Raw genomic sequence first — 13,385 nt, 5'->3', positions numbered from 1 at the left:
CATGATGCCGGATAGAACGGTTTCCTTGCCTCTATCAACCGATGCGCCGGCATTTTAATAAGCTTATTTTGAACCGATCTCACTATAAAAAAGATTGTAATTAAGAGGTGTTCGCTAAATGGCTATCGCATCTAAGAATAGTGTTGTTTGTTTAATAATCTTTTCCGCAGTCAAACCATAATCAGCCAAAATCTCTTCTCGCTCCCCATGTTGTGGGTAGTAATCTTTGATGCCAAAATGTTTGATTGGGAGATAGAAGCCTTCATCATTCAATAATTCTGTAATAGCAGAACCCGCACCGCCCATAATCGCGCCATCTTCGATGGTGATAATGCCTTGATGTGTTTTTGCAAGTTCGAGTAGGGTTTCTCGATCGAGCGGTTTAACGAATCGAAGATCAAGGAGCGAGGCATTAAAGTGTTCAGCTACAGTGGTTGATGTTGTAATCAATGCGCCGATATTAATGACAAGTAGTTTCTCGCCACGTTGTAGTAGATGGCTCTTGCCAATAGGAAGTTGATCTTGGATGCTTGCTTTGATTGCTCGGCCGATGCCTTTTCCACGAGGGTAACGAACTGCTGCCGGGCCTTTATATTGGTAAGCAGTTGTGAGCATTTGATAACATTCATCTTCATTTGAGGGGGCCATAATCACCATATTGGGGATCGTACGAAGATAGGCCATATCAAATGTCCCTGCATGCGTTGCACCATCAGGGCCCACAATGCCGGCTCGATCAATAGCAAAAGTGACATCTAAATTTTGAATTGCCACATCGTGAATCAGTTGATCATAAGCGCGTTGTAAGAATGTTGAGTAGATCGCTACAACCGGTTTAACGCCACTTAATGCCATGCCGGCGCCGAGCGTTACAGCATGTTGTTCGGCAATCGCTGTATCAAAGAAACGCTGAGGATAACGTTGGCTAAATGCCACTAAACCAGAACCTTCACACATTGCCGGTGTAATGGCCATCAAATTAGGATCTATAGCCGCCATATCACAGAGCCATTGGGAGAAGACCTCTGTATAGGTGAGCTGTTTTGGTTTAGTTGCTGCCGGTGCATTTGTTTGATCGGTTGTACTACTATTTTGAACATTTTTCGCCACAGGCTTAGAAGCTGAAACAGCATGGAATTTTACAGGTTCAGCTTCGGCTTTGGCATACCCTTTCCCTTTTTTAGTGGTAATGTGTAGCAGCTTAGGACCATGCTTATATTTGAGGTTTTTGAGCGTTGTAATCAGCGTTGGTAGATCATGACCATCGATCGGCCCAAAATATTGAAAGCCAAACTCTTCAAATATTACGCTCTGCTCTGCAACCGTACTCTTCACATGCGCTTCGGCACGTTTTGCAATATCAAGGGCATTCGGGAAGGGGAGGTGTTCAAGGATCTTAGCGCCACCTTCACGAATCGATTGTAGTGCAGGCTTTGAGAGCATTCTTGTGAGCATCGTACTGAGTGCTCCGACATTAGGTGAAATCGACATATTGTTATCATTGAGAATGACTAGCATGTTCGATTTTAAGTCACCGGCATGGTTGAGTGCCTCAAAAGCTTGTCCAGCGGTGAGCGCACCATCACCAATGACGGCGATCAGTTGTCGATCTTCATGATGATGTTTCGCGCCAATAGCCATCCCTAAAGCGGCACTAATCGACGTCGATGAATGACCAACGCCAAAGGCATCATATTCACTTTCAAAAATGGAAGGGAAAGGACCAAGGCCCCCTTTTTTGCGAATAGTATGAATTCGATCTTTACGCCCTGTGAGAATTTTATGGGGATAGGCTTGGTGCCCAACATCCCAGATGATTTTATCAAAAGGGGGATTAAATACATGATTGAGCGCAACTGATAATTCGACAACGCCTAATCCCGAGGCAAAATGTCCGCCGGAATCGAGGACGCTTTCGATGAGAAATTGTCTGAGTTCATCTGATATAGTCTGCAGATCTTGCAGAGAACGATTTTTAAGATCATCAGGAGAGTCGATCTCTTGTAATAACGTAGTTGCATTCGTCATGTTGTTATTTAACCTTAGTGATTACGCTTTTGGATATAGTGTGCCAAGTCGATGAGCGGTGTGGCTTTCGTTCCAAAAGGCTCAAGTTGCTTGATAGCTTCAGCAATAAGCTGATGAAGTTTTTCGATAGAAGTATCTAGACCAAGTAATGAAATATAGGTTGATTTCTCATGTAACTGATCAGCACCGGGCTTCTTACCGAGCTCTTCTTGGGTGCCGGTCACATCTAGAATGTCATCTTTGATTTGAAAAGCAAGACCAATATTGTCCGCATAGATAGAGAGACGATCATAATCATCTTGGCAACCATCGCCGGCAATCACCCCAGAAAGAATTGAGGCTTTAATGAGCGCCCCTGTTTTATTGCGATGAATCCGCTCTAACTCCACAAGTGACACTTTTCGTTCTTCAGCTTCGATATCAAATAGTTGGCCACCGACCATACCATTTGCACCACTTGCGTTACTGATCAGTTGGATAAGCTGAATGATTTGCGCCGCAGAAAGATCATCAATGTGACTTAAGCAATTAAAACTCTGCGTTAAGAGCGCATCTCCGGCGAGGATAGCTGTTGCCTCGTCAAATGTTTTATGGCAGGTGAGCTTCCCTCGACGATAATCATCATCATCCATCGCCGGTAGATCATCATGGATTAGAGAATATGCATGGATCATTTCAATAGCAATGGCAATGGTTGTAAGCGGTGTTTTAGGTGCATTAAAAAGTTCGCCGCTGGCAATGACTAACAGTGCGCGTAGACGCTTGCCACCATTTAAGGTGCTGTAGAGCATGGCTTCTGTAAGACGATCAGGTGCGGGAATCGCTGTTAAATAGCGCTCAAATGCTGCTTCAAAAGCCGAAAGCTGTTGGTTAAACCATGCGGTAGGCATTATTTTTCTAATCCTTCATTTTTGCTTAATCTTGTGATAATAATTGATTGATGCGTTTTTCTGAAGCTTCTAAGGTCTCTTGGCACGCTTTTGTCAGTGCAATGCCTTGTTCAAATTGTTTAAGGGATTCTTCGAGCGGAAGTTCATCACTCTCTAGCGATTCAACAATTTCATTGAGTTTTTGTAATAAAGATTCAATACTTTGATTTTCTACGTTTTTTTCAGACACAGAGCAATCCTTAAAATTATTTAATAATATCGATCTCATATTCTAGATTGAGTAGGCGCTATATGCAATAATAATAGCTTCATCTGACGTGGCATTCTGTTTACGTATAATTTTGTTCTCCTAACATATCGTGATTATTATCTACAAAGTGATCTAAAGAGGTATTTAGTACATGGCTCAGCGACTATTAACGCTGTTTTTTGTGTTATTAATGAGTGTTAGTACCGCTTACTCTCAAGTGCATCCTATTAGCTCTATTTTACAAAATGGATTGAGTGGGGAAACAAGTAAAGAAGAGATTAAAAGCCTTCCTGATCCTTTGCATTTGACGCCAACTTGGTGGAGCTACTTCGAGGATAAAAAGGTAACTGACCTACGGCAAGCGGTGATCGATTTCTTAAATGAGATTGAAGAATCAGCGCTCCTGTTACCGGAGGAAACCCGTAAAAAAGAGGCGACAAAAATCTCTCATATCAGTGCTAATCTCTTTGCTTATGTGGCATTAGTAGAAAAAAGTGTGAGGGCTAAAGCACCAAAATTTTCCGCAAAAGAGCATTATAATGTAGCAGAGTTATTATCTATTATTCATCGTGAACGAGAGTTGAGTTCTGACTTAATGAGTACACGGGAGAATCTTCGAGATCAAGAGCATCAGGCAAGGGATCTTTCTCGACAGATCAGCCAGCAGTTTGTGACCTATTTTGAGACCAATGAGAAGACTCCGGCGCGTTATCTAGAGGCGCTTAAAGTCATTATGCAACAGACAGAACTTGCATTACTCAATGAGCGTTTACGGATTTTACGGGAGAACCTTACTTTCTCAGAAGAGGAATCTGCATTATTGCAACGGGTTAAATCAGATGCCATTACACGTTTGAGCTATTCCGATGCAGAATTTGAAGATGTAGAGCATCGATTAAGTGATGCAATTGTCCGTTTACAAGAGGCGAATACCCGATTACTTCGTGAACAGTCTCAATTATTATTGCTACCCGAGACAACCGTAGAAGATCAAGCGGTTGCGCGCTTACGTAATCAACGAGTCTCTAAAGAGAAGATCAATGTTGCGATTTTAGAAGCGCAAATTGATATGTATGAAAATGAGCGCGATACCTTGATGTTGCTTGCCGAAGAAGAGGGATTAGATGTTGAACGGATTCAGAAGGATTATGCCGAGAGACAACGCTCGATTCAGGAGTTACAACTTAAAGCGAAAGATTGGTTTAATCAAAATGAAGCAGAGAGAAGTAGTACCAATGCGCTGCTTGCCGATATTGAAACTCGTGGTGGCATCAATGAGAATAGTTTTCTAGCAGGCATTGCCAATGATCGTCTTGCGCTTATTCAAGAGACTTCCGTATTGCTCCAAAAACTGCAGACCGATATTGCCGACAGTCAATTTATGGGGCGGATTTTAGAAAATCAATTACTAAAATATCAAGGGGTATTACTCAATACCATTAATCGCACCAAAAGTGCCCTGAGCTATGCTTGGCGTAATGTGAAGCAATTGATTCGCACGCCCCTCTTTACAATTGGCGATACGCCGGTTACAGCGCTGAGTTTTGCTCAATTTTTATTGATTGTCCTTGTCTGTTGGTGGATTGCATTTTGGCTCAATCGTGTCTTTAACAGAATGGGGAATAAGCGCGGCGATGATAAATTGCCGGCCTATTATCTTGCCGGTCGTTTAACTTATTACGGCATTATTCTCTTTGGGTTTCTTTATGGTTTGACCGCAGTTGGGATTGACTTTACGAACTTTGCCTTAGTGGCAGGGGCGTTAGCGATCGGGCTCGGTTTTGGTCTGCAATCTATCGTCAACAACTTTGTTTCAGGATTAATCCTACTTTTTGAGCGCTCAATTAAAGTGGGTGATTTTATTGAGCTGCAAGATCAAAAAAATGGCAAACCACTTTGGGGAGAGGTGAAGGAGATCAATGTTCGAGCGACGATTATTACTGATAATGATAATGTCGATATTGTCATTCCGAACTCAGAGTTTATTAATACCAAAATGCTCAACTGGACGCTCAAAGAGCCCCAGCGCCGTATGCGTTACCCTTTTAGGGTTGCTTATGGTACCTCGAAAGAGTTGGTGCGGGAAGCGGTATTAGCAGCGGCGGAAGGCTTACCCCATACATTAAAAGGAATTCCTGGGCGAAATCCTGCGGTTTGGCTCGTTAATTTCCAAGATTATTATTATGAATTTGAACTCGTCGTCTGGTTAACCTCCAGAGCGGTAAAACGGCCTAATGGCATTCGTGCCGCCTATATGTGGGCGATTGATACAGCGCTTCGAGAAAATGGCATCGAGATTCCATTACCACAACGGGAGCATCGTTTTAGAGAAGGGGAGATTCTTCCGATTGAACGAGTGCGCCGGGATATCTTGGCGCAAGAGGCGATTGAAGAGGCACAAGCCGATGTGGAAGCAGAGATGGCTGAACGGGAAGCGAATGAGGCTACGAAACAAGGGTGAGATCGATCAAGTATATATAAAATATATAAAGTGATTTAAATGGCTTCAATAGCTTCAGCATTGTGCATAGTGTTTCGTTATAATAGACGTGATGATGCGTCATGATCTACTACCATGTGAGAAGATAGGCGATGCATAGAGACAGTGGATGAATCGAATTGATGAATGCGGATCGTGACGAAAGATTAATGTGAAACGATTGATTTTAAAAGGCTGATTTTAAAAGGCTGATTTTAAAAGGTTGATTTTAAAAGATAGCGTTAAAAAAGAGAGAAGAGAAAGAATAAAATATGAAAAAAATGACCTTTCAAGAGATGATTTTTACCCTTCAAACCTATTGGGCAGAGCAGGGTTGTGCGGTGTTACAGCCTTATGATATCGAAGTGGGTGCCGGGACGTTCCATACCGCAACTTTCCTTCGTGCATTAGGGCCTGAGCCATGGGCAGCGGCTTATGTACAGCCTTCACGCCGGCCCACCGATGGTCGTTATGGAGAGAATCCAAACCGATTACAACACTACTATCAATTTCAAGTCGCGATTAAACCGTCTCCTGAAAATATGCAAGAACTCTATCTCGGTTCTCTTAAAGCCTTAGGGATTGATCCGACAAAACACGATATCCGCTTTGTAGAAGATGATTGGGAATCCCCAACATTAGGTGCCTGGGGCTTAGGTTGGGAAGTATGGCTTAATGGAATGGAAGTGACGCAATTTACCTATTTCCAACAGGCCGGTGGCTTGGAGTGTAAGCCGGTATTAGGGGAGATTACCTACGGTCTTGAGCGCTTTGCCATGTATGTACAAGAAGTGGAGAGCGTTTATGATCTTATCTGGTCAGATGGCCCCTTAGGCCGCATCACTTATGGGGATGTCTTCCATCAAAATGAGGTGGAGCAATCGCACTATAACTTCTCTCATGCCGATGTGGAATTTTTATTAAATTCTTTCAATTTCTACGAAAAAGAGGTCTCTCGTCTGTTAGAGGCTAAATTAGCATTGCCGGCCTATGAGATGGTCTTGAAAGCTTCCCATGCTTTTAACTTACTCGATGCGCGTAAAGCGATCTCAGTGACAGAACGTCAAGGTTATATTCTGCGGGTGCGTAAGATGGCTGGCATGGTGGCAAAAAGCTATTACGAATCCCGTGAAGCACTTGGCTTTCCTATGTTAAAACAATCGTGATGTAGTGGATTTCTTAAAGACAATAATAGATTTGGTGATTAAGAAGATGATCCCTCATTGCTATCATGATAGTTATAGATAAAGAATGATCGATAGGTGCAAAGGCGTTATAAGGCTTTTGCACCTATTTTTATATTTTTATGTTGATCTACTACTCAATAGATAACGAATAGAAGATAACGAATAGAGAAAGAATTAATCAATTTAACCGAGAGAGGAAGAGAAGAGATGGAGATGCAACCCTATTTAGATTGTGCTTTAGAAGCATCAGAGATTGCCCGACAATTAATTCAAACGGCTTATGAAGAGAATGCTTTTAAAATTGAGATTAAAGCGGATGCTACGCCGGTGACAGAAGTAGATGTGGCAGTTGAAAAGGCGATCTATCAACATATCTCTAGCCAATTCCCAGAACATGGCTTCTATGGAGAAGAGAGCGGACAGAAGCAGATGGACTCAGACTTTATCTGGCTCATTGATCCCATTGATGGCACGAAAGCCTTTGTCCGCGGTCGGCCGTTATTTTCTTGTCAAATTGCCTTAATGGTTCGTGGAGAAATTATTCTCGGCGTATCAACTGCCCCGTGCTTTAATGGCGGAGAGAGAATCTATGCGGTCAAAGGGCAAGGTGCTTTTTTAAAGGGGAAGAAAATTTCAGTGAGTGATATTGATACGCTTTCCCAAGCGGTCTTCTCTTCCGGGAATTTAAAGCGCTTAACCCAAGATCCTGAAAAATGGGCACGTTATGGGAATTTAGTGGGGCAGGTCAATTCAACACGAGGCTTTGGGGATTTCTTACAATATCATTTCTTAGCAACCGGAAAAGTGGATCTGATTGTGGAATCTGATGTCAATATTCTCGATATCGCAGCGCTCTCTATTATTGTCAATGAAGCCGGCGGTAAAATGACAGCCCTTGATGGCTCGCCGATTGATCTCTCAGTTTCGACTATTCTTGCGGCAACCCCGAGTCTGCATGCACAGGCTCTAGAAATCTTACAATTTTAATGTTGCACTACATTACTCTCAGAAGCTACAAGGAATTATCAATGCAAGTGGTTCAATGGATGAAACAGATCTCAAGGATGAAACAGTTTACATGGATCAAATGGCTATGTTTATCGAGTGCGATAGGCATTTTCTTAGTGGCTTGCAGTTCGGCACCACAAGGGCCTTCTTATATTTCAGGCGGTACTTTGAGTGAGCGATTAAAGGATTATGATTTAGAGCAAGGGGATGAAGTCTTAATTCGAATCTTTAAAGAAGAGGGCATGCTTGAGCTCTGGATGAAACCTAAAAATAGCCGAGAGTTTCGCCATTTTGCTAATTACCCGATCTGTAATTTCTCTGGAATCTTAGGGCCAAAAATGTATGAGGGTGATCTACAATCGCCGGAGGGGTTTTATCGCGTTTATCGTTCCTCGCTTAATCCTCATAGCCGGTTTTATAAGTCTTTTAATCTTGGCTACCCCAATAACTTTGATCGCTCTTTAGGGCGGACAGGGAGCTATTTGATGGTGCATGGTAAATGTGATTCTGTGGGCTGTTATGCGATGACTGATGCGCAGATCGATGAGATCTATCGTTTAGTTGAGATGGCGCTACAAAATGGACAAAGCTATGTAGAAGTACAAGCCTATCCTTTTAAGATGACGCCGGAACGCTTAGAGCGCGCGAAACACTCGATTCATTATGAGTTTTGGAATAATCTGCATGAAGGGTATGAGCAATTTGAAGCCCGTAAGCAACCGTTAGAATATTCCGTGGGTCGTGGGCGATATCTATTTCTCAAGTAGACTTGTCAAAAGGCGCAATATTTAGTATCTTATCGGTCTCTACTGAGTTTATGAGAAGCCTTGTATAAGGTGAATTGAACTAACTGTAGAAGATCAACATGGAGAAGTGGCCGAGTGGCTGAAGGCGTTCGCCTGGAAAGCGGATATACGTTAATAGCGTATCGAGGGTTCGAATCCCTCCTTCTCCGCCATATTAGTGAGATAAAGCTCTGTTAATACAGGGCTTTTTTCTTTTATGTTTTACAATTTTATATTTGGTAAAGTGTTTCTGCGGTTTATTGTATTACGCTACGACATATGTTTGATAGAGATATCATTGATCTATAAAGTGTATTAATATTATATGATAGATGGAATATCTATGGCTTATAGAGGTTATTATAAATATTGGAGGATATAATATGGGGCAAGTAACGATCGGCATTATCGGTATTAGTGGCCGAATGGGGCAGGCGGTAAGTGCGGAAGTAGAGAAAGCGGGCTATAAAGTCGGGCCCTCTTATAGCCATGAATTGGCGGATCAAGTATCGCTTGAGGAGGTCTTTGCCGGTAATGATGTGGTGATTGATTTCTCTCATGCATCATTAACTGCCACCTTGTTAGAGGCAGCACTTACGAATCCTAAGCCATTAGTAATATGCACAACCGGTTGGGATCAAGCGGCGCTTGCTGATAAGCTTGGGCAATTAACCCGCCAAGTGCCGGTGATTGTGGCAAGCAATACCAGTATTGGGGCTGCGATGCAGCGTTATTTGGTGCAGGTGGTAGCGAAGGCCTTAGGGGATGAGTTTGATATTAATCTCCATGAGCGGCATCATCGTTTTAAAGTCGATAGCCCATCAGGCACCGCGAAAACCTTAATTGCCGATATTGAGCGGGCAAAGCAGGCAAGAGGAGAAGAGATTACGCCGTATGTAGTAAGCGATGGTGCAAGAGAGCCGCATCAACTCGGCGTATCGGTGGCGCGCTGTGGCTCGATTGTCGGCGAGCATGAGGTCACCTTTACCAGTTTAGAAGAGGAGATTACGATCAAGCATACGGCATTTGATCGCACGCTTTTCGCAAAAGGGGCGGTGAAATGCGCGAAGTGGGTATTAACGCAGGGAGCAGGGCAATATACGATTTTTGATGTATTATCCCTTAAAGCAGATATTGCGTAGAGATTAATATATATCATGCATATATAGTAAGATCGGCTCAAAATAAGTGTATTGAAATGCCGGCGCATCAGTTGATCGAGGTAAGGAGGCTGTTCTATCCGGCATCTTGCAACTGTTGTTGATAAAGATTCACGGTTATTTAATATGGCATCACAATGATTCTGTAGCTATTGAATAGATCTTACATCGTCACCATTATCATAAGATCAAATTACGGTTATATCGCTTTAAAATAGTGGTTATTTTGATGATGGATCGTGATGGATAAATATCTGTTATGGCTATTATTAATTGAAGTTTTGCTGCTTGAAGGCTTGGTTTTATCGAAGCTTAAGGCTTTCTTAAGGAATCTTTGTCATAATAGCTCTATGCTAATAGTTGATTAGCGCTCTACTGTTTTAGGAGGCTCATTTTGAGTAACCAACTATATATTGATGGAAAACCTGCATCCCTCATGCAGCGTATTGCGACCACAATTATTGCTGTGGCTTCATTGGTATTTTTTGCATTCTTTGGTGTTGCGATCTTTTTGATCGGGTTAGCCATTGCGCTCGTATTTGGGGGCTATTTCTGGTGGAAAGTTCGCAAAGTGCGTAAGCAGATGGAAGAGGGTTTACGCCAAGCGCAAGCGCGCGGTGAGATGAATGGTAATATGAACGGCAATATGAATAATATGTATGGTTTTACCCAAAATAATCAAAATAATTCAGGGCAAGCTGCTTCAGTGCAACCTAATGGAAAAGGGGATGGTAAACTCTACGAAGGGGAATATCGCGAGCTCTAATTTATCTATCTGTTTTCAATGAGTAATGACATTAAAGGGTATCTTTTTACCTGAAGTTGTTGTATCATTTTGCCCACATTATGATGGCTCTGAAACAAGAATTAGAATAATGTATTTGTAATATAAGCCGTTGCTTTGTAACCTATTATTAATTAGTAGCTTATATAACGTTGCCAATTCCCCATAATGTTGTCTTTTATAATTGTATTGTAATGATTAAGGTATTGAATAAATTAATTAGTAATATAATTATTAATGCTTATTGTTAGGGTGTTATTAAGGCACTTATATATTTTATATCTCTTATTGGTCATGGTGATGATACCCAATATGATTACTATCCCAAAAGAGATTAGAGAGGATTTTAATGAAAAATCAAGAGTTTAAAGATTTTAAGCCCTATGAGTTTGTAGAGGGTGAAGAGTATATGAACGATGCGATGAAAGAGCATTTCCGCCTTATTTTAGAAGGTTGGCGTGCAGCATTAGTTCAAGAAGGAGAGAAGACTGTCAATAATATGCAAGATGAAGCATTCAATCTCCCTGATCCCAATGATCGTGCAACGCAAGAAGAAGGTTTTTCATTAGAGTTGAGAACACGTGATCGGGAGCGTAAATTACTCGCGAAGATCGAAAAAACACTCCGCCGATTAGGCCTTGATGATTATGGCTATTGCGATACTTGTGGTATTGAGATTGGCGTTCGCCGCTTAGAAGCACGTCCTACCGCTGAGCTCTGCATTGATTGTAAAGAGATTGAAGAGCAGAAAGAGAAAGCGCGGATTAATTAAGGTTGAGTATTGATACTCTGATAAAGTGAAACGGCTACATAATGATGTAACCGTTTTTTGTATATTGAATGTTGTATTTTATTGATTGTCGGAAGCCTCGATATTGATGAAAGCAAAGCGAAATTAACAATTAGTGATATTCTATTTGATAGACAATGGTTGTTGAGAAGTGGCCACTCTTAATCTCATCATTATTAGGAGAGCGTTCAATCTCTGCACTAAATTTATCTTGTATGTGAAATGCTGCATCATCTCCAGGGATTATAGATTTCCCTAAAGGTTTACCAAATTCAATATTATTCCCATCTTGATCTTTGATGCGTAAAACAAGGCCATTATATAAATCAACAGATTGATTATCTAGTAGATTAGCCGAGTTAAATATAACCTTTGGTGTGATATCGTATGTGCAATGACCTGCTTTTTTGGTAACATTCATGGCAAAGGGCTCTTGATATCGCTTACCCTGCTCAAGAGCTACTTTATTGATTGAACCAAAGTTAATAAATGGGCGAGTCATTGAAACATCAAAAGCTTTACTTGAGCACCCCATATCACTAGGTTTAATATTGACCGTGAGTGTGAGATTAAATGCTTCAGATTCCCCGGTAGAAGGAAATATAGATATAAGGCGCCCTCCAGTTTGATATATTTCTGAGCCTGCACCACCGATTCGCAAGAATTCATCTGAGAGCAGTTGGAGATTTGTTATAGTAACATTTACGTAATACATAATTCTCGCTCCAAATGGTGTTATCCAAAATGTTTGTAGGTCACCAGATGATTCCCCTGTGAATAGGTTATTACTTGCTTGCATTCTTTTGGGACCATACCCTTGAGTATAGGTTATGAGAGTATTCGCTATACCTTCAGATTTTATGGGTTTAAAGGTATGTTGGATTTTTTGGATATTTTGTTTAAATTGAGACTCATTATTTAATGAGTAAAGCGTAATTCTATCCGTTTGCCGTTTTGTATCGACATAGCATTGGATGTGTGCTTGTAGTTTAAAATATGCAGGTGATTCATTTTGCTCTATATCTATGGATACGCGCATATCATTGGGTCTTCTAAAGCTGCCTGTGAATGTTCCTTTATTTTGGGTCCATGATTGAACAGTACAACCAAGATCAAACTCGCCTGGATAATCGGCTGCCTGAGCATTAGATTGTGTAGCTAAGAAAATCATGAAAAGTAGCGAAAATAGAAAGGTTTTAATATATTTTTGAGTTAGCATATTGTTGGATATCATTTTAGTAGTTAAAAAATTAACTAGAATTAGCTAATCATGAAGTTATATAGAGCTACTATACAGCTACTTTATGGGGTTAAGTTGCAAAGAGTGCCATTACATTGATAAGTATTAGTTTCGGTAGTGCCATAATCATTAATAAAATAGACCGTTGGTGTATTACCTACTGATAAATTGACTGTTTGGGTCTCAAAAGGCTTAATGGTGATCTCTTTTTCAATAAAGTGACCTTTTTTACCATTACTAAACCCCAAAATGACAAGGTGATAGGGGGATGGATTAGCCAATGTATATTGATTCCCCTTTTTTTGAACTTCTAAAGTCTTTATCCAACCATTATTAGGGTATTGTGGTAAACCTTTAGGACGATAGAAAAGTTTGATTTTGGATTGGATGACAATATTAACTTGATTACCATCACCATTCCCCTCTTTAGGAGGAATACCTAGTGCGTTAAAGTAGAGTAATGATTCCCGATCTGTCGGTAAGTTATTGTTGCCGGTGAGAGAGATCTTAACCTGCTTTTCCTGTTTCACCTCTAACCGCTGTAAAACAGGAAGAGCGACAAGCGGCTCTTCAATTTTATGTCCATTCTCATTTTCAACCCAAGATTGGGCGAGATAAGGAACTGAAGGATTTGTATTTGTGAGCGTGATTGATTGAGAGTTTGAGTGAGCCCGATCAAAGATTACTCGGGTGCGATCGAGACTCAACTGCCCATAAGCAGTACTTAAAAGGGTAGTGGTGATTAGCAAAGAGAGTGTTATAAGATGTTTCATAGATACGTCCT

The 13,385-nt window shown here is 41.2% G+C and carries 12 protein-coding genes and 1 tRNA gene; 8 read left to right on the top strand and 5 right to left on the bottom strand.

The annotated features are described in order from the left end of the window. Window positions 1-114: 114 nt before the first annotated feature. The 3 genes from dxs to xseB are packed head-to-tail and all read right to left on the bottom strand — an operon-like array spanning window position 115 to window position 3,147. Complete coding sequence (dxs, locus tag WMO13_RS08065) at window positions 115-2,028, bottom strand: 1-deoxy-D-xylulose-5-phosphate synthase (protein ID WP_026879353.1); 1,914 nt, start codon at window positions 2,026-2,028, stop codon at window positions 115-117. 14 nt (window positions 2,029-2,042) lie between these two features. Next, on the bottom strand, window positions 2,043-2,918 hold the full coding sequence (locus WMO13_RS08060; RefSeq protein ID WP_026879354.1) for a polyprenyl synthetase family protein: 876 nt from the start codon (window positions 2,916-2,918) through the stop codon (window positions 2,043-2,045). A 25-nt stretch (window positions 2,919-2,943) separates the two neighbouring features. Beyond that, on the bottom strand, window positions 2,944-3,147 hold the full coding sequence (gene xseB / locus WMO13_RS08055; protein ID WP_034856022.1) for an exodeoxyribonuclease VII small subunit: 204 nt from the start codon (window positions 3,145-3,147) through the stop codon (window positions 2,944-2,946). A 172-nt stretch (window positions 3,148-3,319) separates the two neighbouring features. On the opposite strand from xseB, the gene WMO13_RS08050 reads away from it, so the two are divergent. The 8 genes from WMO13_RS08050 (at window position 3,320) to dksA (ending at window position 11,343) form a co-directional block, all read left to right on the top strand. Next, a complete protein-coding gene (locus tag WMO13_RS08050; protein ID WP_026879355.1) occupies window positions 3,320-5,629 on the top strand; it encodes a mechanosensitive ion channel domain-containing protein in 2,310 nt (769 codons plus the stop codon). 290 nt (window positions 5,630-5,919) lie between these two features. Continuing rightward, entirely contained in the window at window positions 5,920-6,813 is an 894-nt protein-coding gene (glyQ, locus tag WMO13_RS08045) for a glycine--tRNA ligase subunit alpha (RefSeq protein ID WP_026879356.1), read from the top strand. Between the two features lie 228 nt (window positions 6,814-7,041). Next, on the top strand, window positions 7,042-7,821 hold the full coding sequence (locus WMO13_RS08040) for an inositol monophosphatase family protein (protein ID WP_026879357.1): 780 nt from the start codon (window positions 7,042-7,044) through the stop codon (window positions 7,819-7,821). A gap of 41 nt (window positions 7,822-7,862) precedes the next feature. Then, complete coding sequence (locus WMO13_RS08035; RefSeq protein ID WP_245601175.1) at window positions 7,863-8,609, top strand: L,D-transpeptidase family protein; 747 nt, start codon at window positions 7,863-7,865, stop codon at window positions 8,607-8,609. A gap of 100 nt (window positions 8,610-8,709) precedes the next feature. Continuing rightward, window positions 8,710-8,800: transfer RNA gene (locus WMO13_RS08030), tRNA-Ser, on the top strand. 210 nt (window positions 8,801-9,010) lie between these two features. After that, entirely contained in the window at window positions 9,011-9,769 is a 759-nt protein-coding gene (gene dapB / locus WMO13_RS08025) for a 4-hydroxy-tetrahydrodipicolinate reductase (RefSeq protein ID WP_026879358.1), read from the top strand. A 412-nt stretch (window positions 9,770-10,181) separates the two neighbouring features. Beyond that, complete coding sequence (locus tag WMO13_RS08020; RefSeq protein ID WP_051396296.1) at window positions 10,182-10,553, top strand: hypothetical protein; 372 nt, start codon at window positions 10,182-10,184, stop codon at window positions 10,551-10,553. 367 nt (window positions 10,554-10,920) lie between these two features. Then, window positions 10,921-11,343 carry an RNA polymerase-binding protein DksA gene (dksA, locus tag WMO13_RS08015; RefSeq protein WP_026879359.1) on the top strand — a complete coding sequence of 141 codons (423 nt, stop codon included), beginning with the start codon at window positions 10,921-10,923 and terminating at the stop codon, window positions 11,341-11,343. A 130-nt stretch (window positions 11,344-11,473) separates the two neighbouring features. Here dksA and WMO13_RS08010 read toward each other — a convergent pair whose 3' ends face one another. Both WMO13_RS08010 and WMO13_RS08005 read right to left on the bottom strand, forming a co-directional pair. Further along, window positions 11,474-12,580, bottom strand: coding sequence for a hypothetical protein (locus WMO13_RS08010; RefSeq protein ID WP_026879360.1), 1,107 nt, complete (start codon window positions 12,578-12,580; stop codon window positions 11,474-11,476). Between the two features lie 83 nt (window positions 12,581-12,663). After that, window positions 12,664-13,374 carry a fimbrial biogenesis chaperone gene (locus tag WMO13_RS08005; RefSeq protein ID WP_051396297.1) on the bottom strand — a complete coding sequence of 237 codons (711 nt, stop codon included), beginning with the start codon at window positions 13,372-13,374 and terminating at the stop codon, window positions 12,664-12,666. Between the last annotated feature and the right edge of the window lie 11 nt (window positions 13,375-13,385).

This window comes from Ignatzschineria larvae DSM 13226, from assembly GCF_038500265.1.
GTDB lineage: Bacteria > Pseudomonadota > Gammaproteobacteria > Cardiobacteriales > Wohlfahrtiimonadaceae > Ignatzschineria > Ignatzschineria larvae.
This window is presented reverse-complemented; position numbering and strand designations above follow the sequence as displayed.

Bases quoted from the DNA above. Each gene is read 5' to 3' on its own strand.
- dxs (WP_026879353.1), bottom strand. From the start codon at position 2,028: ATGACGAATGCAACTACGTTATTACAAGAGATCGACTCTCCTGATGAT.
- WMO13_RS08060 (WP_026879354.1), bottom strand. From the start codon at position 2,918: ATGCCTACCGCATGGTTTAACCAACAGCTTTCGGCTTTTGAAGCAGCA.
- WMO13_RS08050 (WP_026879355.1), top strand. From the start codon at position 3,320: ATGGCTCAGCGACTATTAACGCTGTTTTTTGTGTTATTAATGAGTGTT.
- glyQ (WP_026879356.1), top strand. From the start codon at position 5,920: ATGAAAAAAATGACCTTTCAAGAGATGATTTTTACCCTTCAAACCTAT.
- WMO13_RS08040 (WP_026879357.1), top strand. From the start codon at position 7,042: ATGGAGATGCAACCCTATTTAGATTGTGCTTTAGAAGCATCAGAGATT.
- WMO13_RS08035 (WP_245601175.1), top strand. From the start codon at position 7,863: ATGCAAGTGGTTCAATGGATGAAACAGATCTCAAGGATGAAACAGTTT.
- dapB (WP_026879358.1), top strand. From the start codon at position 9,011: ATGGGGCAAGTAACGATCGGCATTATCGGTATTAGTGGCCGAATGGGG.
- dksA (WP_026879359.1), top strand. From the start codon at position 10,921: ATGAAAAATCAAGAGTTTAAAGATTTTAAGCCCTATGAGTTTGTAGAG.
- WMO13_RS08010 (WP_026879360.1), bottom strand. From the start codon at position 12,580: ATGCTAACTCAAAAATATATTAAAACCTTTCTATTTTCGCTACTTTTC.
- WMO13_RS08005 (WP_051396297.1), bottom strand. From the start codon at position 13,374: ATGAAACATCTTATAACACTCTCTTTGCTAATCACCACTACCCTTTTA.